The sequence below is a fragment of the Sphingobacterium sp. UBA7625 genome (assembly GCF_002484085.1).
GTDB classification, from domain to species: Bacteria; Bacteroidota; Bacteroidia; order Sphingobacteriales; family Sphingobacteriaceae; genus Sphingobacterium; species Sphingobacterium athyrii.
On sequence record NZ_DLJD01000019.1, the window covers coordinates 19527 to 41503 of the forward strand.

The window sequence follows — 21977 nt, forward strand, 5'->3', positions numbered from 1 at the left end:
ATAATAAGTTTAAGTACTTATATTTCTTATAGTCCAAAGCCGATACCGATCGACCATACGCGGTTTTTAGCCTCATCGCCAGGTGCAGGAGCTAAATTGGTTAAACCAAGTCCATAACCAGCATTGATCTGAAATCCATTCGTTAATTGATAACCTGCCAAGAAATTGATACCAAAATCAGTACGTTTAAGATCATCATTTTCATTGCTACCAAAGTTAATATCTCTATCACCTTGAACGGCGCCATCAAAAACTTCTCCCTTACGTTTACCGCTTAAACCAAAACCTACATATGGCCCAGCTCCAACAAAGAAGTTTCCTGAACCTCCTGTAGGTAATTTAGCCACTAAGTTTACTGGAATATCAAGAGACATAACACTTTCTTTTGTTTCTGTTGACGAAGTTGGTTCCCATTTACCCCCCTTATTCTGTAGAGATAACCCAGGTTGGATAGAGAAATATGGTGACACAGGTGCATCTAAATAACCTGTCACAAAGAAACCCGTATTTGACTGCGTGCTTCCGTTAGCTATTGAATATTTAGGAATATTTACACCCGCACGGAGTCCATATCCCAATCCTCCTTGCGCAAAAGCTCCTAATGAACCAAATAAAATTGCTGCAGATAATAATAGTTTTTTCATGTTTCCTAATTTAATTTACTTTGTTCTTCTATCATTTACTCTCATATATTTCTTGTATGAGATTTATTACAGTGATATTTGCAATATCTATTCCAAAATGCATAAACTATTCATTTTCACTTCAAAACAAAAGAAAAAACTCTTGCCATATTTTTTTTGAATGTCCTCTAAAAGATACAGTAGCTTGTAGAAATTTTAACGTTTTCAACTGATCGTATACATTCGTATTTCTACTCTGAAAGCCTGCATAAGCAACATACTCAAAAACTACCCCCTTGGTTTTCAAGATAATGCTCAAAAACGCAAAAGTTTTATCACAAAGATTTTTTAATTCCAATTATAAGTTTTATTTTTGCAGACCTTCAAAAGGAAAAAAATAGGGTCGGATGGCCGAGTGGCTAGGCTGAGGTCTGCAAAACCTCCTACAGCGGTTCGAATCCGCTTCCGACCTCGTTTTATTTTAAACAATAAAAATATTATCAAAATGGGAGTTACACGTTTAAAAAGAAAAGATAGAAGAAATAAAACTGTTTCACGTGTTGAAGTTCAGTTCTTGAAATTGGGAACTAACGTTGAGTTAGGTTCAAGATCAAAAATGAAAGCTGACAACCAAATCGTTAAAAACGATGCTATCTTAAATCAATTAGCTGCAGAAGCTAAATAAGCACAAAGAAATTAGCAGCCTTTAAAGTATAACTTTAAAGGCTTTTTAATAAGTCTACCATTTGGTGGACTTTTTCTTTTGAGCTCATCCACTGCGCCTCATCCATCCCCTTCACCTGATCCTGCGAAAATTTCATCTTTGATGGCTGGCTTTCCTTTGCTGAACTATGAACGGCAATGGCTCCTGTCTCCGCCAAGATCGTCTTCATATTGGAGGCATCCACTCCGGCACCCGGCATAATCACAATACGTCCGGCAGCCTGTTCAATCAATTGTTTCAGCAACGGCGCACCTGATAACGCTGAATCCCGCAGACCCGAAGTTAAAATACGATCAATCCCTAGGGCAATAACGTCTTCCAGTGCAACAAGGGGGTCTTGTACACGATCAAAAGCACGGTGAAATGTTACATGCATAGGCCTTGCAGCATCAACCAGACGCTTCGTATTGACCTTATCCACGGTACCATCGGCATTCAATACCCCAAGGACAACACCATCCATACCTAATTCCTTACAGAGCTCAATATCGGCGATCATCTCCAGCATCTCTTCCTCCGTATACAGAAAGTCTCCACCCCGTGGTCTGATCAGGACATGAATTCCAATATGAACGAGTTTACGCACCAGTTTCAGTTGACCAAAAGACGGTGTGGTTCCGCCATTCTCCAGATTCTGACAAAATTCAATACGTGTCGCACCGCCTTTCTCCGCCTCGATTGCTGATGCCACTGAATTGGAACATATTTCCAATTGATAACTTCCGATTGTTTTCTCCTTCATTCAATTCTATTTTTAACCCGTTTTTACGCAATGCGAATAACGCAAAAAAAAAGCAAAATACCTATTTTTCAGCTACAGGGCAATTAGGATAATCTACTCCGCTTTTTCACGGAGGCCCTCAAGGTCCAATAACTGTTATGTGGAACTCCGACTATTGTTGGTCAACTATTATTCAAATTAAGAAAAACATTTATTCAAACCATTTGTATATACCTTACATGCTTTTATTTAAAATTCTAATAACCAACATTATATAAAATTTAGATAAAAATATCATGGCTATTATATCAAAAAACATGGAAATACAGGAAAGGATCATCGGCACTTTTGAGGAGCTCCAGTCCGCTATACATGGTTTAGAAAGCCAGCTCGTTGAATTTGAATTATTGTTTAATCAAGCATGCGATAGGCATATCGCGTCCGATTTTCAGAAAGAATGTCTGCTAGACCGAATTTCCTCCCGGCATGTGACCATCGTGTCCAGACACGAAAGTCTGCAACTTATTCAAGAAACAGTTTCTGCTTATCGTGATTACGACGGTTTGTTCCTGGATCATAAGCAGTTATTGCAATCGCTGGAGTTATTGATGTTAAATCATGCTGAAAGAGAGGAATATGAAATTGCTGCCATTATAAAAAAATGGTATGAAAAATTCGTCCGGGCTGTTGATTTCATCGCCGATCTCGCCTACTAAGTCGTTGTTTTGTTTTACATTTGCGGCATTGTAATATATTTGAATCATGCGCAAACCACCCGCTATAGTTGATCTACACGCAGATGCTTTCCTCGAAGACTGGGAAGACTACTCAGCTGACGAACTTATGCTAGAATCTATTGATTACCTCAGGTCCAACCTGGATGCAGCCATTTATTGGGAGATGAACGAAATCAAATTTATCCACGGAAAGGGAAAAGGTACCTTAAAAAAAATGATATTTAAGGAACTACAGGATTACAAAGAAAGTGGTTCAATTGATCGGTACTATACTTCTTACCAGAACGAAGACGTGGTGGTCGTTGTAATTGGAATCTAAAAGGAATGAGCCCGATAAAATATCGAGCTCATCACATGAATAATTACTTTCTAACTTGGTCCAACTTTTAGGGTTATTTAACGGCCGGTGTAATAACCACTTTACGGAATTCAACCGGTCCGTGATCACCCTGGAAATAGATCGGACCAGGTTCGCCCTCTTTACTATCTAGTGCTCCGCCGGTAATCCCCGGAATCTCTTGATTGCTGATCACTGTTTTACCATTGGCAACGACAGTCACCAGGCGTCCCACCAATGTAATATCATAGGTCTGCCATTCTCCGGCTCCTTTGTTCACCATCTCATTTGCTGCCAGGAAACCATAGACGCCGGCAAAAAGGACGGCATTAGGATGTGCATCTTTCGGGCTATCTTCAATTTGTACCTCATAGCGCCCTCTAAGATAAACTCCACTATTGCTGCCCGAAGGAATTTTAAATTCAACGTGCAATTTAAAATCTTCAAATTTTTGTTCCGAGACTAGGTTAGAACCCGATTGTGGACTGGTTAAAATACCGTTTTTCACAATCCACTGATTGGTTTTTCCAGTCGCTTTCCATCCCGACAGATCCTTTCCATTAAAAAGCTGGATCGGTTTCCCCCACTTTACGGCGGCCGTTCTTTTTAACTCAGGTGCACGTACTCCTTTAAAACGATGTGTTTTTCCATCTGGTTCCGTTATAGTGCCCTGCAATGTTCCGTTTAAGATCTCCCCTTCTACACTTAAATTCATCTTTCCGCCTTCCCATTGTGGTGGTATCGCAAATTTGAACTTCCCGTTTTCATAAAAAACCTGTGAAACAGGCCGTGCACTTCCTGAAGTGCTTACATAGTGGCCTACCAAAGTCTTGTAGCCTGACAATTTCACTTCAAGCCAGGAAGGTGCCGGTGTACCATTGACATCGACTTCAATATCCCAGCGCCCGATCAACTCTTTTCCTTCAACTTCTTGCCCGTAATGTACATATTCTTTTGCGAGTGGTTTAGCAGAAATCACTTGTGGCAATGCGCAAGAAGCTAAAATCCCTAAAAGAAAAGCCGTATTTCTTTTCATCTTATGTATGTTTATATTCTAATTGACAATAAATTTTAAGCAATTTAACTGTTTAATAGCGGGTTTACAAGCATATAAAGTTAAAAAACACTAAGAAAACGAAGTGCCGCAGATAATCTGTGCTGACATCAATTTAAACCCGATTTATAAAAACTTTACTAGCTGCGCGCCATGGAATCAACGCAGTGATAAGTATTACCGTGGCAATTCCGCCAACTAATGGCGAACGGTCTGCAAAGAAAAAACACAATATATAAAGTAGCAGCGCAATAAAGGTGAGCGAAAATGCGATCATCTTCAATCCAAATTTATTCTGGCTTTTCAATGCTATTTCCTCTTCTTTATCAATCTGCTGTACGTTTTCCTTACGCGCGGCTTTAATTTGTTTGAGCGCAATATATTCCGAACTTACCTGTCCACGTGATTTCGCATACAGTTCAACACAAGCCAACAAAACGAAGGGCAGCATAACACCAAGCAGCATCTCATTGGCTCTGGTAAGTTTATAGTCTATCAACAAAGGGAAAATAATTTTAAACAGAAGATTGACGCCCAGACTAACAGCGGTTATATACAGGGTTGCCTTTCCTGTCAATCGCTTTGAAAACAATGCCCATATCGGCGGCGCCAATAAAGGACCTCCTGTAATGGCGCCTATACTCAAAGTAAACTCTACTATCCCTCCAATCAATGGTACAATCAGCGCTACAATAATCATAAAAAATCCAAAAAACCAAGATGATGCACGAGCGATAAACATCAGCTTTTTTTCCGATGCCTGCGGGTTTAATGTTCCCTTATAAATATCGTTTGTAAAAACAGCTGATACAACATTCAAGGCTGTATTTGCGGATGCCGATGTAGAGAAATACATCCCCGTAAGCATCAATCCAAGTAATCCCGCAGGCAGCACTTGCTTACAGACCATAATGTAGGCCGTCTCTGTAGCCAATCCGGTCAAATCCGGATTGATCGCCTTGTAAACCATGGGCGGAATCATCCACAAAATCGGGCTAGCGATATATAAGGCAGCAAATAAATAAGCAACTTTGGATGCTGACCGGGGTGTATCAACACTTGTATAGCGCTGTACAAACGTCCAATTACCTCCAATATAAAAAATATGGTATAAAGCAAAAGCGACAATAAAACCCCATGTATATTCACCATTGACAACATTGAAGAAATCATCAGGCACTTTATCCAAGAAGGACTGCACACCGCCAACTTCCTCAAAAACCAATGGAATGACAATCACGATCGCTGCTGTCAGGACAACAAATTGTAGAATATCTGTCACCATGACCGCCCACAACCCTCCGATGGCGGTATAAGCAATCATTAAGATTCCCAAAACGATGGTAACTGGTATCAAAGGATAGTCCAACGATTCGGAAACAAGTTTGGCCACCGAATACAAAACCGACCCTTTGAGAAATACCGACACGATCATAAAGACGTAGATGTAACACTTCTGCACAGCGCTCCCCAGGCGCTCCTTAATAAACTCGGCAGCAGTAAGATTTCCTGTAGCCTTCCATTTAGGAGCTAGATAAAGCCCTGTAATCAGTCCGCCTATACACATCGTCCACTGAATGGTAATTGCTACCCAGCCATGGCTATAGGCTATGGAGCCCCATGCGACAAAAGTTCCGGCTGAAAAAAAGCTCATGAACAGGGACATCCCTCCTATAAACCAGGGCACGGATTCGCCGCCAGCAAAAAAGGACTTCAGGTTTCTTCCGGTTCGTGAGAAGCTTATCCCAACAAGCATTATGAATACCGAAAAAACGATTATAACTACTGTATCTATCATCTGTATTAAACATTAAATTACTGAATATTATCATTTATTGACTATGCATAACACCGAATAGCAAAGATGGCGGCTGGCACTTCCGCAGAAGGGTGCTCGAGAGCTATAATCAGCTGGTCTGTAACACAGGATTCCGGAAGTTCAATCACATTTCTGGTCTGAAAGTTTCCCTGCTGCGTATAAATAATCGTTCCATTTCCATCTTCGATAGTATAATTCCGCACACAGAATGGCATAACGGTCTCGGGATGGGTCATTAATACAGACTCCATTGCATGATCCCAATCGGTATCAAAATTAATTTCGATCCTTCTTATGCGCTGCTTCTGCTTCCATTTAATCGAAATTACAGGTTGCCGATCGTCAGCAGCAGCGACCCAGGCATTCGGACGAATTGTCGGCCGATCAATACCATTACGCACATTTTCGACTCCAAAAACGGAAAGGCCCGTTGTTAGCTGAATGGCGAGATTATGACCTTCAGGGCGACGTTGTGGCGTCCAAAATTCAAATGAATCTACTCCAGATCCCGGCAGGGCTACCTGTTTCCCATTGTTTGAAACAGCTTTGTTCACGCCGTTAAAAACGGATAGTAATCCGGATACCCGTTGATGGGTATAGGCCAATCGCACATGCTCGTTTTGGAGAAATGTGAGGAAAATATACTGATCCTCATTGATCTCCAATCCAAAATCCAGTGTTATTGTCTGAAAGCCGGGTTTTACATGAATTTGCATTTTCGCCAGCTCCCGGTCTGGCGTGAATCCACCTTTTCTTTCGCTGCCCCTGAGTTCCACATCCAACACTGTTGTCTGCGTGGCTTCAATATCCAAAAAAAAGATGGGCAAGGTACCAGCAGTGACAGGAATAAGTTGTGCTGCAGCTATAGTCAGGGGTTTCCACAGCATATTCTCTTTGGAGAATCCCTTAAAGTCCAGGTTGCTCGAAGAGGTTAGTTCGGCCTGCTGTACAAGATCGCTGCTATCGGATAAATGAAAGCCGGGGATATATTGACCGGATCGTTGCAGTTCTTTCTGTAATTCCTTCATGTAACCTGGCTGACCGATCTCTCTTGGTAAAAGCTGCTGCTGAACACATAGTTTTGCGGCCATCGCCACAGCCTGTGCAACATACGCACATGTCGCCATTACCCGAGTCGCTCCAAATGCGACATGGGATACACTGATCAGACGACCCGCCAAAAAGAGGTTTTCAATATTACGGCTATATAAACAACGATAAGGGATATGGAAAACGCCTTTACTATGCCACTGGTTACAGGGCTGACGGTCGCTAAAGACGCCATCCGCAGGATGGAGATCGATGGACCAGCCCCCATAGGCTACGGCATCCGGATGTTGACGCTGTTCGACGACGTCTTTTTGTGTCAGGATATAATCGCCTTCAAACCGACGGCTTTCCCGTTTTCCGGGAACCATTCCAACCCATTCCAATGTCAGGGTGTCGGCTTCGGGAAATTGTCCGGAATTTTTGATATAATCCCACACACCATAGATGATTTTCCAAAGTTCCCATTTGATCTCTTCGGTATCGTGCACCGTATCCAGACGCCCGCCGTATTCCACCCACCACAGCTTGCATCCATGTTCTTTGGCATTGAAGTTTTTGAATCTCGGTATTTCTTTGGTAACATCCATGGCAAAAGCAGGGGCAGTATAAGACACTGATTTTCCGACATCTTTGGTATAGAAATAGAGCGTGTGCCCCAAAAGCTCTCCATAGGAGGTGTCGGGTGCCATAGCTTCGTCAAATTCTTCCCGGGGTTCAGCGCCCATACGGAAAGCTGCTCCAGATAAAAAGCCGACTATCCCGTCTCCGGACGCATCACAAAATAAGGATGACAATAGCTCATATTGTGTTGAATTCTGGCTGCAAAAAGCGCTCAAAGATTTTATACGATCACCAGCTTCCTTATGGACTTCGTAGACACTGGTATTGAGCAACAATCGAATGTTGGCCTCTTGCTTTACTTTGTCGAGTAAAATCATGTCCAATATAACAGCATTGCCCTCCGGATTGCGATACACATTTTCAACCAATATCTCGTCAATAACACCACCTTCCCGACTCCAACGATTGTTGTTACCCATATGGGAAGTGGCGCCCAATATCCACAACCTCACCTCACTGGAGGCGTTCCCCCCGAGTACAGAGCGATCCTGCACCAAGATGACACGCAAACCTTGCCTGGCTGCCGTAATCGCAGCACACACGCCAGACATCCCACCGCCAACAACTACGAGATCTGCGGCAATAACTTCTTTCTTCAACGTCCTGGAGGCTCCTCCCTTACTATAAATCATATATTCTTTCTTTTTTATCCTTTTTGTAATTCAATTTATTATTTAATTATTCCTGGGTACATCCACCTATTTTATAAATTTGGATATCACATCTTTCCAGATATGGTATCCCTCGGCAGTAAGGTGCAGCCCGTCCGCGCGATAATATGCTGGTATTAAATCACCATTGGCATCCAGCATCCGGGCATAAACATCAGCATATCCGGTATTGGGCTGCTGCTCCATAAATTGTTTAATTCGAGCATTAACCTCTTCGATCTGTATTTTATCTTTCAATCGGCGTGGTGAGGGCTTGATGGATATATAGATTATTTCGGCATGCGGTTTCGACTTTCTTATTGCACCAAATAAGGCAGCGAACTGTTCAACAATGCGGTCTGTCGACCAACGAAGTCCAATATCATTGTCGCCTTCATAAATAAAAATCTGCTTTGCATCGTATGGCGTAATCAACCGTTCTCTATAGGTATAAAGATCCACTGTCTTGGTGCCGGATATTCCTCTATTCAGTACAGCCTGCCCTGCGAAATCATCCGTTAACGTTTTCCAATTTTCGATGGTCGAACTACCAACAAAAAGAATGACGTTTTTGGGCGGTGGATTTTGTGCATCCAGACGTTCGTAACGTTGTATCTTTTGCTCCCATTTCTGCTGTTGCGTCAATACAGATTGGGCATAGGTGTATGTCATACTCAAACAGAGTAACAGGCAGTTTAATCGCTTTAGTAGCTGAGTTATTTTCATCCGTTTAAATTATTTGTTCATCAATTATTCTTTAACCAAGGCACTATTCATAAGTATTTATTTTCAATGATATTCATCGTTTACTCATTAAATTGGTCTTTAAGGTGTTCGTAAGCTCAATCGTTTGGTACACTCGGTCATGCGGCCTTCGGTCGTCTCATCCTTTTTCTTTTCCACTAGTCTTTAAAATTGGTTTGCCACGTAACAGTATCCGTCCTAAATAAATCTTGGATGAATCGTATTTCGCAGGATGCCGGTCAATATCTTCTTGTTGAGACGGACCCAATATCATCTTTTTATCCGCTCTCAATAGCGATATACGAAAACTGACTTCATGCTTTCCTTTGGGTACCTTGATCACATCATATTGACCTCGATATCGGTTATTACAGTATGCGTTAAATCGATTCAACAGGATATTGTCGTGATTCTCTGCTGCCATTTGATAAGGTTGAAATCCCCCGGACTGCGATTTATGGAGCCCTATCTGATGACCATCTACCCATACTTCAAGCTGCCCCACCTCTGGCCCACCTATGTCAAACAGGCCAAATAGATCACCTTCAAAAGTGAAAGAAAAGCGCGCGCCTTTTTCATCAGCGACCATCAAGCTGTCAAACCATCCATTGAAGGCCCTTAATTTAGATCCCTCTGTAGGAAACGCGGTCCATTTAACATCAAAATCAGCAAGATCGGTGGGTATGTACATCCCTGCGATATCCCACTCATCAGATAACAGCGGCTGAGGCAATGGATGTATCTCCATTTGTGAATGTCCTTTCATCTTCTCAATCCCACGGGCAATGGCTGCAGCGTAAAGATCACCACCGGCTTTCAGCGGGTGGATTCCGTCCGTAGAAAATAAAATACGATCTCCTGCAGAATCTACCTCTCCCTTCCACAACAACTTATCCTGAGATTCCAAGCGCGCAATCTCCATTCCCAAATGTATTGTAGGAATACTGTAATGATCGGCCAATGCTTCCAAAGCTTCAATATGTGGCGGTATCTTTCCATTATTATATACCTTGGTCTGCGCAGCCAAGATGGTATAGATTAAACAGATATCGGTATGCTGATCATGTTGGATAATCTGCCTGACCATACCTTCCATGCCTGCAGCATAGGCGCCATTGACTGCAAAATCAATGATGACCAGATCGGGATTCTGTGATAAAACCTGCTCCCTGATTCTAAAAGATCCCAAGTCCGTGCCTGTTCCGGATACGCCAGCATTGACCCACTTGAATCTAGTGGATGGGTAGCGTGCCTGCAAGTAAGCTGAAATCTGCATCCGGTAACAATAATTGGCTTGTGTCAGGCTTCCACCGATGAATGCTACTGTTACATCCTGCCCCTTGCTGACCTTGGCAAAAAAATTAGGCATACCACCACGCACGACACACTCTTCATCACGCTTAAAATCACCAGGCACAATAAGTTCTTCTTTCGCCAGATCCACAGAAAATAACAGTTGCGAAGCGGCACCTTGTGAGGCTGCAATCTTGTTGAGCTCCACACCATTCTGCGCCCCCAGATCGGTCATTATTAAAAAAACCAATAGGAAAGTTATAACTGATTGATAGGTACGCATCTCGTTGATTTAAGTGATTATAAACTAGTTGAACATCAATTCACGACGGTGATATTCGAAGTAAAGGAATTCGCTACGATATCAGACTGCAACATATCCCTACCTCCGACTTTTACGTTTTTGAAGGTCACGTCCTTAATCATGTGATTGGCGTCATAGCCCTCGAAAATTGCTGCCGTCGCACTGCTGACGCAATCAATAAATCGAATATCAGAAATAGTCCCGGGCCTATAAATCGGATTTGAGTTTGCATTTTGCTTAATATACATCAGTACAAATCGGGTATTTCCAGAGGTCTCATCACGGATGCCCTCAAACGTGATATTTTTAACATCAGCCCAGTCAGAATGTGGGATCGCTACCGAATGACCACCCCAGGCCATTTTGGCGATATCAATATCTTTAAAGGTGAGCTGTTCGACACTACTGGTCTCTAATGAAGATCCTATGCGGATACCCACGCCTACCTGGTTTTTCCAGATCATGCAGTCGTGGGCATGACAATTTAAAAGCGGTGTTTCACCATCTGCAGCTGCATTTGTTGCGTGCCAACCAAAACCATCATCTCCTGATCCGATAAAACAATGGGAGAAATGCACATCTTGACATCCTGAGCCCAAATCCAAACCGTCATTGTTCTGCCCAAAGCTCAACAGGTTGAGATGGGACACATCGACATTCGACGAATTGACCATATCTACTTGCCAGCCTAAAGCCGCATGCCGGACGCCAAATCCCCGAAGTTCCACATGCTGACTACGGTAGACCTTAACAAAATTTCCCGCTACAGGAGCGGTGCGATCATCAATATAGCCCCGACCGATCAATTTGACATTAGATACGTTTTCTATCAATACTTTTCCCCTGAGAATCGCCCCTTCTTCTAAATAATAGGTTTTATTGGATTCAAGTTTAAAAACTCCATTTACACCATGATGGATTCCCTTGGCAAAAACAACTGCCCCCTGTTTATAGGCACTATAATCCGGAGATCCAAACAAAAGTAAGGGTGCACGACCTGGGATAGCCAAGGCATAATTGTAGTACTCCGGGATGGTAAACGTCAATTCATTTCCGTTCTTGGTAACCGGTATATCCAACCTTTTGGGTGACAGCGTAAAATTTGAGAAAGAACTGCTGCAAATAATCTTGACCTGAGTACCTGGCACATACGTAAATAAAGCGGTATGTACATCGGTCTGCCCCCCATTCTCCACCAGATCATAACAGGTTTCTTGCCATACGTCCAGGGTATCGTTGTTGACGATCACCTGATAAGCCAGACTTTTCACCATGGGTGAATCTAACTGTCCGGTAGTAGATGCCATTCGTGCAAGCTTATTTTCTACCTGCGTTTCATTTGCCTGTAAACTCTTTTCGACTCCAGTACAACTTAAGACCGTAAACATCATTCCAAAGAATATGGATATAATCCAGTATTTTTTTTTCTGTTTCATGTTGCTATTCATGTTATTGGTTGTTTAAATGGTTATTGATAACTGATTTTCATTATTTTTAGCCCTGTTGCCGGCAGGGAAATTTTCCAATCTGAGGATGCTGCCATCCGCATCTCATCCGCCCCGTCGGAATTGAGAAGATAGACCTCCTTCTGAACTAGCCCAAAAAGATCCCGGGAATGGCCTGCATCTAATTTCAGCCTAGCCTGTTGTGGATCCACGCTATTGTTCAGCAAAACAACATAGAGCTCTTTATTGTCGCTGTTGGTAGCAAGAATGTAGTCTATATGTGCATTATCAAGGCTGATAAGCCCTTTTTTCATTTTCAGATCAACAGGCTTGCCGAATATGCTCCCTTTTTCAAAACCATAGCTGCGATGTGGCCCTACTTTAGGTGTTATAAATCCACTCGGAAAGGAGATATTACCATTGGAACGAACCGCTGCTTCGGAGAGCAGATAATCGGTAATCCATCCCAATTGCCACCAGGCATGATGCGGGAATGGCCCTGCCCCTTTATTCATCGCATCCCAGTAGTAAGAAGCAACCCCGGTATTTGCATCCACAAATGCATCCCGTCCCCAGGCAGCGGCTCTTGCCATATTCAACAATAAGCTGTCTTTCGTCTGTGCATACAATCTTACAAACAGCCCCGCATGACTCGACAGCAAAATAGGACCATGATGATTTGCAGAACCCATAATACCGCCATGTTCAAATCCCAACCCCACTTGACTAATCTCCCAATCCTGACGATCGATACCATTCACATGCTTAACCTCCCGAGTGGGGATGGGGTGTGTATAGATTGATGTTGTATAATATCTCGCGACCTGAGAGGCTGCTGTCTGATAGCGTAGATCGCCGGTCAATGTATACATATCAAGGAGGGCCTGTATAGACTGTGCCGTTGCAAAATCAGGTGCAAATCGCGTATCGCCACAAACTCCCAGGAACCATCCTTTTTCCACTGCGTGTCTGACAAACCAGTTTGCGGCTTTGATTGCTCCTTCTCTATATTTTTCGTCCTTTAACAACTGATGCGCAACCAATAGTCCATAAAATGTTGGCCGGAGATCGGATACATCCTCAAACATGGCGCTACCGGTCTTATTATCATAGGCAACCTTCCAATGCCCATCGGGATGCATTTTGGACAACAACCAATCTGCGGCTTTGCGCAACGCTTGCTTAAGATCAGAGCGATCTGGCTCAAAAAGTAATATATTACCGATATCCATCAACATGTAATAGCTGGTACCAATGGGTTCGCTATAGGGTCCCCATTCTTCGGTAAACCGTTGACTGCGATATAGGAAATACTGCCCTGCGGCTGATCCATAAAAGAATCCCGGTTGCTGTTGCTGTTGTTGCAACTTGAAGTTTAAGGCTGCCGGTAGTCGCTGTTGCTTCAGTTTGTTATCTCCGGTCAGCGTAGCCAGCATCCACATGGCACCGTAATCGGAGTTTTTCATGGCATCTTTCTCAGACCCGTATACTCCCCCCAGATAATCCTGGGCTCCGATTACCGCATTCTTATAGTTTGCTATCCGCCACTTGGAGGTACTATCGGCAATGACATAATCATACATCGCGTAGAGACGATCCGTTAAGGAGCGATTTGTTTCTTTCAGTTTTAAAAAATCACTAAACTTATAAACATCTTTTATCACATGCCCCAGTACATTATACCAAGAAGTTCTCTGAATGGTATAGCGAAAAGAAAATGTTATCTCTTGTCCTTCTTTCAAATAAGACCCCTCCTCACCTAGTACCGGGTGATAGAGTGTCGGTGTTAGCTCCTTATTTCGGTTCATCAATGACAATCCGAGTTTCCAGTCTGAATGTGTCTTTGCATCTTTTGACCAAGGGTCCCTTGCTGTTCCGGGTTCGGCCACGGTTGCTAAGGTCACTCCAGATTGCGTGGTCAATAGCGAAGCTAAGGTGGAGACAGTACGTTCACGGACGATGACCGGACGATCCGGGATACCGTGTCCGTAAGCGTAGGCATCCACAAAGTCAGGATTGAGCGCCGCTCCTTGGAATAATCCCGGAATCACCGCCCACTGAAACTGCTGGCGATCGGCAATCGCCAGTGATGGCGTGGACAAGGAATAATAACCGTTTTCTTTCGCCTTTAAAGTTATCTTTACACGGATATCATGCATTTGATCCGGATCAAGGTTCCATTCTTCGGACAGGGCAATTTTTTCGTTTTCATATTGAAATCTCAGCCCCGAGGGTGAAGTGGAAGTCACTGCAGTCGGTTGATAGTGCCATACTTCACCTGCAGTATTCAGGCTCACAGGTGACAAACTCTGTGACCACACTGGAATCACATAGCGATATTGAGAATCGGGGAAGTGAATAAGCTTCCCAGCATGATCATAAACAATTGTCGATCTGTCCAGCGGCTTATTTTTAGCGTAAAGGATCGTTCGCTGCTGTGCAGCCATCGTTAAATGCTCCTTTTGCCCCAGGTCAGCGTTTAGGGTAACGGACTGGAGATGATAACCATTTTTATCGCTACTCCAGATCAGTTGTAGCTTACTATTTTTTAAGCTCACATCAGCCCTGCCTTGACCGAAAACACTCGCAAAGCAAAGCAATGGCAGTATTATCATCGTCCTCCATACTCCGTCGCAATGACCGTATCTTCTAGTTAACAGCTGCATATCTATCATGGCTGGATATTAATTGTTACTTCGGCGTACCCTTCTTTGCGGCCACTGTACCAAACGGAGGAGGTTTCAAACACGGCTTTATAGACTCCGGGAGTTTTGTATACATATTTGTATTCCCGCAGGTTTGAGCTAATATTTTTCAGTGCTATTCCTTTGTCCGCGATGGACTCCCTTACTTTAAAGCCTTTGGTAATCACCCAATCATCATTATCGGTATCGGATGCAACACCGCCATGCATCAATAGCTGTGTTGCGGAAATGGTCCATACCTTACTGTCATTTAGAAAACTTACGGCATTCCAGCCCGCATTGGATATCGTGGCAACATTAGTCTGCACGCCCTCAGGTGATACTTTTACCGCATTAAAACTGCGAACGACCCATCTATTTTGTTGGGCCTTTTGAGTGTCTGTGTATCGGAATGCCAGGTAAAGTGACGCCGTATCAACTGGACTGAGATATGATTTCAGGCTTACGATTCCAGAAGGTGTATTGTCTTGCCCAGTGGAGAAAGTGGCTTTTTCGGAAATATCGGTCCACGTGGCTTTGTCGATCTCTTCTTTTGTGTATATTCCGGTAAAATCATTGGAAACCAATAATTTTAGATTGTCATAAATAACACCCCATTGGACAAGTGTTTTGAAATCCACCTGTAAATCATTATCCGCATAAAGACGATCCTTCAGTTCATAGTTGTGTCCGTTCTCTCCAGAATAAAATACAATATTGTCTGGAGCACCCTCAAATCGGAAGACAACGGTGTCGCCAACCTTGTAACTAGCGGCATCTGTCCTGACCTCCATATCGGCACTGGCGATATCTTCTTTCATGCAACTGACGCACAAAATGGCCAGCATGAGATATATTAACACTATTTTCATCTTCATCTATTTATTTTATGATCCACCAGATTTACCAACCCGGATTTTGAATAATCTGTTTATTAATGGTTATTTCTGTGTTTGGTATGGGAAACAGCACGTTTCTCTCTGTCGTATTCAGGCCAGCATTACCGCCATATCGGTGTGCAGCGGGTGCATTGACCGAAATTTCACGTCCCAAGGCATTCATAATGGGCACGTAAATGCCCCAACGAATCAGATCATGCTTACGGGTACCTTCGAAACAAAATTCACGCAGGCGCTCGTCGCGTATGTAGTCTAAAAAGGCTATTTTATCCATTCCGATCGGCGCATCACTAGCTCCATTGACCTCATTTAATGCCTTACCAAAAGCTCTCCTACGAACTTGATTAAGCGCTTCGTAGGCTGCTGTTGTGGGGGATTCATTGACCTCATTTTCTGCTTCCGCTTTCATCAGCAAGACATCGCTATACCTTATAATTGGAAAATTGGTCGAATTGGCACTCCTCACTTTGGTACCGGCCTCATATTCCCGTCTCCATTTTCCGGGGTTTCGTTCGTAAAGCTGAGCTGTGCTATAATATTGCTTTTGCGTAACCCCTGCAGTAGTTACAAATCGATAGGGGCTGATACTCCAATCGCGCCGCATTGTATCTTTCTGACCAAATAGATCGTATAATTTGGCTGTAACCCGCATTGCTCCGCCTGAAAACCCAATACGTTCATCGGGACATTCTATACCGTTCTCGATACCAACCATACCAGCCTGATCGATGTTGCCGATCTTATTTCCAAACATGCCAACTTCCCAAAGGCATTCCTTCGGTTCGTTGATATCTTGTGAATGGTTGATAAATATTTGCTTATAATTGGGATTAAGCAGATGTTTCCCTGAAGCAATTACTTTATCCGTATATTCGATAACATCCTGATAACGAGAGCGGTCATTAAGAGGCTGTCCGGCCATTTTTAAGAACACACGGGCCAGTACGGCCTGAACGGCTGTTTTGGACACTCTTTCGTTGGCTACGACACCGCTTTCGTGGACCAAATTTTCTGCTTCTTGCATATCTTTCACAATTTGTGCATACAAAGCGGGCAATGTAGCCTGAGCGGGATAAGGGTCATTGGGTGATTGCGTAGAGGACAGTTTTAAAGGTACTTTTCCAAAGAAATCGGTCAAGAGATAATAGTAGTATCCACGCATAAAGAGTGCTTCTCCCTTGATGGCGTTTCTCTTGGTGACATCCATCTCTACGCGATCGACATTTTCCAATAATAAATTTGTCCGATTTATCCCTTCGTATAAAGTCTCCCACAATCTAGTAATGTCCAGATCAGCAGCGTCCATGACCATCACTCGAATATTGTTGATTGATATATTCTTGAAATAGGCTTCGTCACTCACGACAAAATAACTGAAAAGCCCTCGACTATACATGCGCCCATAGGTATCGATGAGTCTGTTGTAAACGCCATTGAGGCTGTTCATCAATTCGCTTTCATTTCGAAAATAGTTTTCAGTGGTCACAAAGTCAGGTTCTTTATCCAGCAATTTGGAACATGAACTGGTTAGACAAGCGATACATATGGAAAAAATAAAAATGCGTTTCATCTTGATCAAAGGTTAGTTTAAAAATTAAGGTCAAGTCCGACGGTCATCGTACGAGGACGCGGATAAGCCGACCAGTCAAACGAAGGTGTCAATGCTCCAGGACGGGTGCTCACTTCGGGATCGAGCCCTGAATATTTTGTCCATGTAACTAGATTTTGTGCAGCCACATAGAGTCGTATGGATTTCATTCGTAATCTTCGGAGCTGATCAGTACTGAATGTATATCCTAAAGACAAGGTCTTTAGTCGCAAATAGGACCCATCCTCAATCGTTCTGGAAGAATAAACAGCTGGCCCCTGGCCTCCGACACGATAGAGTGCATTGGTCTGGTTTTCTGGCGTCCAGCGATCGGCAAAAGATGCAAACATATTCAGAAAACCACGCGCAACAGGATCCCCACCTTCAAACTCAATGCGATTGGCGTTTAAGATGTCTCCTCCATAACTCCATTGTAAAAAGACATTCAGATCGAAGTTTTTATAATTAAAGTTGTTGTTGAATCCGCCAATATGTTTTGGATTTGGATTACCTATTATTGTGAGGTCATAATTATCTACCTGTCCGTCACCATTGATATCCTTGAAACGGATATCGCCGGGTTTAATATTTGTTCTGGGGGTACCATTATTAGGCTGACCTGCTTTAAGTAGATAATTCCCGTTGGCCAGATCAAAATCTGCGTACTGATAGACACCATCAAAAAGATACCCATAAAACAAGGCTATTGGCTGTCCGGGTATTGCTATATAAGGATAGGCATTATTGAAATTACCCCAGGTAACGCGTGTAGCCAAACTCGGCTCCCCTTCGTTGAGTTCAAGGACCTTGTTTTTGTTAAATGCGATATTGAAGCTCGAATTCCAGGAGAAATTGGGCGTTTGTACGTTTTTGGTCTCCAATGTAAATTCGATACCACTGTTGGATACACGGCCGATATTTTTGAAGCCTGTCAGGAATCCCATACTGGGAGCCAAGGTCGCATTCAATAATAGGTCACGTGTCTCCTTGTGATAATAATCTGTTGTAAGGGACACTCTATTCTTGAGTATGGAGAGGTCGAGGCCAACATTGGTTTGAACGGTGGTCTCCCATTTTAAGTTTGGATTTCCAAGATTCGTCGGTACCATTCCCTGACCGGCGCTGTTGCCCACACTGTAGCCTGAGGCTGGATTCATCTGCAAGGCAGTCAATGAAGCATATTCTGATACGCGATTATTTCCGGTTGAACCTATTCCAACACGCAACTTTGCATCACTGATGATCTTTATCGGTTTCATGAAATTCTCTTCTTTCAATCGCCATGCAAAAGATCCCGAAGGGAAATAAGCCCATCTGTTTGATTTTGGAAATTTGGAGGAGCCGTCACTTCTGAAAGACAGTGTCAGTAAATACTTTGAACGATAATTATAATCAACCCGCCCCAGGTAGGATATCAGTCCGTTGGATGCGTCAGTCACTGGCGCCATCGTAATCTGTCCTTCGTCCAGGCCTTTAATACCTAATGATTCATTGGGTACCAAGATGGACGTAAATCCATTGGTATAATTTCGGACATCTTGCACAGTGAACCCGACGACCGCCTTTAGCCGATGCCCCCCATTAAATTTCTTATCATAGGACAGCGTATTCTCATTTAATAGATTAGTAACTTCATTATTCCAAATAGAACCATTTACTTTATTGTTTGAAAAGGGATGTCCTGCTCTGGATTTTGAGTTAAAGAACACTTCCCGTCGCTGGTTTATACGTGTATAACCACCAGTCGCCCTAAACGTCAACTCATCTGCCAATTTATATTCGAAATAGCCATTGGCCACGAGATTTGCACTGAACAGTGGATTATATTCATTCTGCACGGCTAGATAGGGATTGATTCGCAAATCAGTACCTAAGCTAGGATCCATACCCGGGTCAAAAAGATCATCTATCAGTGAGGCATCTGTAAGTGGATTTCCGGTGATTGGCCTAAATCCCCATATTCCATACATCAGACTCGCTGTCGGACTAGGCTGAGACTCTGACACTACGGTACCATATCGCTTATAGGCTGTATAGTTTAAATTCAACCCTACTTTTAATTTCTTGTTTATGGTCTGATCCAGCACAATTCTTCCTTGATATTTATTAAACCCACTGTTTAGTATGATCCCATCCTGATTTAATAATGATCCGGAAACGGCATATCGTGTACGATCGGTACCACCACGTATCGCTATAGAATGATTATGGGTAACTGCATTTCTAAAAACTTTGTCCTGCCAATTGATACCCTCCATGCCGCGGTAATCTTCCAGAGTCTTACCATCCTTTAGATAAATATCTGTATAGAGGGTGGGATTCTGTTCCAATTGATATTTCACAAATTCATAAGGGTTTAGCAGCTCCTGCGTTTTGATGATCTGATTGAGTCCTACCCAGCCGTTGTAGTTAATAACCGGAGTTCCAACCTTACCTTTCTTGGTTGTTATGAGGACAACCCCGTTTGCTCCCCTGGCTCCGTAAATCGCTGTCGCAGAAGCATCCTTTAATACTTCCAGAGATTCAATCTCTTCGGGATTAATGGTGTTGCCAACAGATGTTTCGACGGGAAATCCATCAACCACATATAGTGGGGAATTATCTTGGGTGACGGAATTATTACCCCGAATAACAATACTAAGTTCCGCACCCGGTTGTCCATCATTTGAACTCACCTTAACGCCAGCTACCCGACCAGCTAAGGCCTCCTCAAAGTTGGCTACGGGGGCTTTGCGCATATCTGTTAGATTAGCCTGACCTACCGCTCCGGTCAGATCACGTTTAGTGGTCGTACCATAACCGATAACGACAACATCATCCAGCATGCGCGTATCTTGCAGTAATTTGACCTGCATAAACTGGCCTAATACTGCTGTTTTCTTTACAGCAACATAACCCACCATTGAAAATAGCAGTGGCTCATTAGGTGAAATTACAGTTATTGAAAAGTTGCCGAGCGAATCTGTGGTCGTTGTCTTAGATTTATTTTGATTTGAAACCGTAACCCCAACTAAAGGATTTCCTTCTGTATTGAATACTCCACCCTTCACAGTCGAGGACTGTTGACCAAAAGCAAAGTAGGAGAGAAAAAGAGTACCCAAGAGCAGGGCAACCCTTAAATTAAATAGCATCATAGTCGTATTTATAATTAGTTATTTTTTGCAATCTAGTCTGGTCTAGACTGGTTTTCTTTTATAAAAGTATAAATTATCTTTGCCCTTGCAAAAAAAAAGTGAAAAAAGATGTTATTTTTTTTTAGAGATCGTCTTAAAGGGAGAGAAAATAGTTAAACCTACCTCTGGATTAGGATACACCAAAACTTGCATATAAAAGCAAGTTTATCTAAGTTTGACTTTATTATCGTAAATCACTATTCATCACATGTCCACTACAAGCGAAACAGGCAACGGCTCCCGAATGAAGTATCTTCAATTGGTCGATCACATCCATACATTGATCGAAAAGGATGATTTACATATCGGAGACCGCATCCCTTCATTAAATCAATTGCAGGATCAGCTCGGCATGAGCAAAGAAACGGTTTTGAAAGGTCTTAACTATCTACTCGAAAAGGGGGTAATTGAGTCTGTTTATCGGAAAGGATATTATGTCAAGAAAAAACAGGTACAACATTCTTACCGTATCCTGCTTCTTCTCGACAAAATGAATACCATGCGTGAACAGATCTATCAATCGTTATTAACTGAAACTAAAGGTGCAGCGGCGATCGATGTCTACTTTCACCATCACAACTTTAATGTATTCCGTAATATTATTACCGAAAACATCAACAACTATACGCATTTTGTCATTGTTACATTTTTGAAAGATGATCCTGCCCCTATTATCAACCTCATACCACCAAATAAGCGGATTATCATCGACTATAATCAACTTGGGCTCTCAGGAGATTATACGGCTATTTATCAGGATTATGAATACGATATTTATAATAGTCTTACGCTACTGCAGCACAATATCAAAAAATATCAAAGAATTATACTTATAGCACATCCAGAAGCCTTACATGCCCAACATGTTATCAATGGATTCGTCCGTTACTGTAAGGAATCGGGAATCAATTATGACATTCTACCAGAAGTAGATGAGACAAAATTTGAGCAGTACACCGCCTTTATCACCTTTAGCCGCTATGATTCCGATGATGTATCCTTAATTAAATTGGCAAAGAAACATGGGTTTACATTGGGGGAGGATATAGGTCTTATTTCCTACAATGACACGGACGTCAAAGAGATCCTTGAAGGAGGCATTACGGTCATATCTACTGATTTTTGGGCGATGGGAAAGGCGGCGGCCGAAGCTATACTTCAAAAGAAAACTTTAAACGAACGCAATCCTACTCAAGTTATCATCCGGAAATCTCTTTAGCCCTAACTTTCGTTAGCGCTCTTAGTCGGGGTAGAAGGATTGGCTGAGCCTCCTTCGGATCGAACCCTATGGCAACCTAAGCGGTCGCAGGTTCTTGTCCTGCCTAGAAACAAGAAAAGCCCTAACTTTCGTTAGAGCTTTTTAGTCGGGGTGGCAGGATTGGCTCAGCCACACATGGCCCAAACACTAACCCTGAGCCTCCTTCGGATCGAACCCCATGGCAACCTAAGCGGTCGCAGGTTCTCGTCCTGCCTAGAAACAATAAGAGCCCTAACTTTCGTTAGAGCTCTTT

The 21977-nt window shown here is 42.9% G+C and carries 16 protein-coding genes and 1 tRNA gene; 5 read left to right on the forward strand and 12 right to left on the reverse strand.

Annotated elements, in window-relative coordinates:
- Positions 1-26 precede the first annotated feature (26 nt).
- Positions 27-644, reverse strand: coding sequence for a porin family protein (locus B4G94_RS07110; RefSeq protein WP_286857971.1), 618 nt, complete (start codon positions 642-644; stop codon positions 27-29).
- 380 nt (positions 645-1024) lie between these two features.
- Between B4G94_RS07110 and B4G94_RS07115 the strand changes: the two genes are divergently transcribed.
- Both B4G94_RS07115 and B4G94_RS07120 read left to right on the forward strand, forming a co-directional pair.
- Positions 1025-1095 (forward strand) — tRNA-Cys (locus B4G94_RS07115).
- A gap of 33 nt (positions 1096-1128) precedes the next feature.
- Positions 1129-1308 carry a spore protein gene (locus tag B4G94_RS07120; RefSeq protein WP_104385646.1) on the forward strand — a complete coding sequence of 60 codons (180 nt, stop codon included), beginning with the start codon at positions 1129-1131 and terminating at the stop codon, positions 1306-1308.
- A gap of 34 nt (positions 1309-1342) precedes the next feature.
- On the opposite strand, the gene B4G94_RS07125 is transcribed toward B4G94_RS07120, so the two are convergent.
- Positions 1343-2089: a copper homeostasis protein CutC gene (locus B4G94_RS07125; protein WP_286857973.1), complete on the reverse strand. Its 747-nt coding sequence runs from the start codon at positions 2087-2089 to the stop codon at positions 1343-1345.
- A 296-nt stretch (positions 2090-2385) separates the two neighbouring features.
- Between B4G94_RS07125 and B4G94_RS07130 the strand changes: the two genes are divergently transcribed.
- Positions 2386-2784 (forward strand): hypothetical protein, encoded by a 399-nt coding sequence (locus B4G94_RS07130; protein WP_286857975.1) that lies wholly within the window; start codon positions 2386-2388, stop codon positions 2782-2784.
- 46 nt (positions 2785-2830) lie between these two features.
- Complete coding sequence (locus B4G94_RS07135; protein WP_108636779.1) at positions 2831-3124, forward strand: Smr/MutS family protein; 294 nt, start codon at positions 2831-2833, stop codon at positions 3122-3124.
- A gap of 73 nt (positions 3125-3197) precedes the next feature.
- On the opposite strand, the gene B4G94_RS07140 is transcribed toward B4G94_RS07135, so the two are convergent.
- The 10 genes from B4G94_RS07140 to B4G94_RS07185 form a co-directional block, all read right to left on the reverse strand.
- Positions 3198-4178: a 3-keto-disaccharide hydrolase gene (locus tag B4G94_RS07140; protein ID WP_165309046.1), complete on the reverse strand. Its 981-nt coding sequence runs from the start codon at positions 4176-4178 to the stop codon at positions 3198-3200.
- Positions 4179-4311: 133 nt separating this feature from the next.
- Positions 4312-5994, reverse strand: a complete 1683-nt coding sequence (locus B4G94_RS07145; protein ID WP_108636777.1) for a sodium:solute symporter family protein — start codon at positions 5992-5994, stop codon at positions 4312-4314.
- A gap of 41 nt (positions 5995-6035) precedes the next feature.
- The gene (locus B4G94_RS07150; RefSeq protein ID WP_286857977.1) at positions 6036-8318 is read right to left on the reverse strand and encodes an FAD-dependent oxidoreductase; all 2283 of its coding nucleotides are present in this window, start codon (positions 8316-8318) and stop codon (positions 6036-6038) included.
- Positions 8319-8384: 66 nt separating this feature from the next.
- Positions 8385-9062 carry a GDSL-type esterase/lipase family protein gene (locus tag B4G94_RS07155; RefSeq protein WP_286857978.1) on the reverse strand — a complete coding sequence of 226 codons (678 nt, stop codon included), beginning with the start codon at positions 9060-9062 and terminating at the stop codon, positions 8385-8387.
- Positions 9063-9219: 157 nt separating this feature from the next.
- Complete coding sequence (locus tag B4G94_RS07160; protein ID WP_286857979.1) at positions 9220-10608, reverse strand: SGNH/GDSL hydrolase family protein; 1389 nt, start codon at positions 10606-10608, stop codon at positions 9220-9222.
- 83 nt (positions 10609-10691) lie between these two features.
- Positions 10692-12113 (reverse strand): hypothetical protein, encoded by a 1422-nt coding sequence (locus tag B4G94_RS07165; protein ID WP_286857980.1) that lies wholly within the window; start codon positions 12111-12113, stop codon positions 10692-10694.
- Positions 12114-12145: 32 nt separating this feature from the next.
- The gene (locus tag B4G94_RS07170) at positions 12146-14680 is read right to left on the reverse strand and encodes a glycerophosphoryl diester phosphodiesterase (RefSeq protein ID WP_286857981.1); all 2535 of its coding nucleotides are present in this window, start codon (positions 14678-14680) and stop codon (positions 12146-12148) included.
- A gap of 113 nt (positions 14681-14793) precedes the next feature.
- A complete protein-coding gene (locus tag B4G94_RS07175) occupies positions 14794-15678 on the reverse strand; it encodes a DUF5017 domain-containing protein (protein ID WP_286857982.1) in 885 nt (294 codons plus the stop codon).
- 31 nt (positions 15679-15709) lie between these two features.
- A complete protein-coding gene (locus tag B4G94_RS07180) occupies positions 15710-17275 on the reverse strand; it encodes a RagB/SusD family nutrient uptake outer membrane protein (RefSeq protein WP_286857983.1) in 1566 nt (521 codons plus the stop codon).
- Between the two features lie 17 nt (positions 17276-17292).
- Entirely contained in the window at positions 17293-20427 is a 3135-nt protein-coding gene (locus B4G94_RS07185) for a SusC/RagA family TonB-linked outer membrane protein (protein WP_286857984.1), read from the reverse strand.
- 247 nt (positions 20428-20674) lie between these two features.
- Between B4G94_RS07185 and B4G94_RS07190 the strand changes: the two genes are divergently transcribed.
- On the forward strand, positions 20675-21685 hold the full coding sequence (locus B4G94_RS07190) for a substrate-binding domain-containing protein (RefSeq protein WP_286857985.1): 1011 nt from the start codon (positions 20675-20677) through the stop codon (positions 21683-21685).
- Positions 21686-21977: the final 292 nt, after the last annotated feature.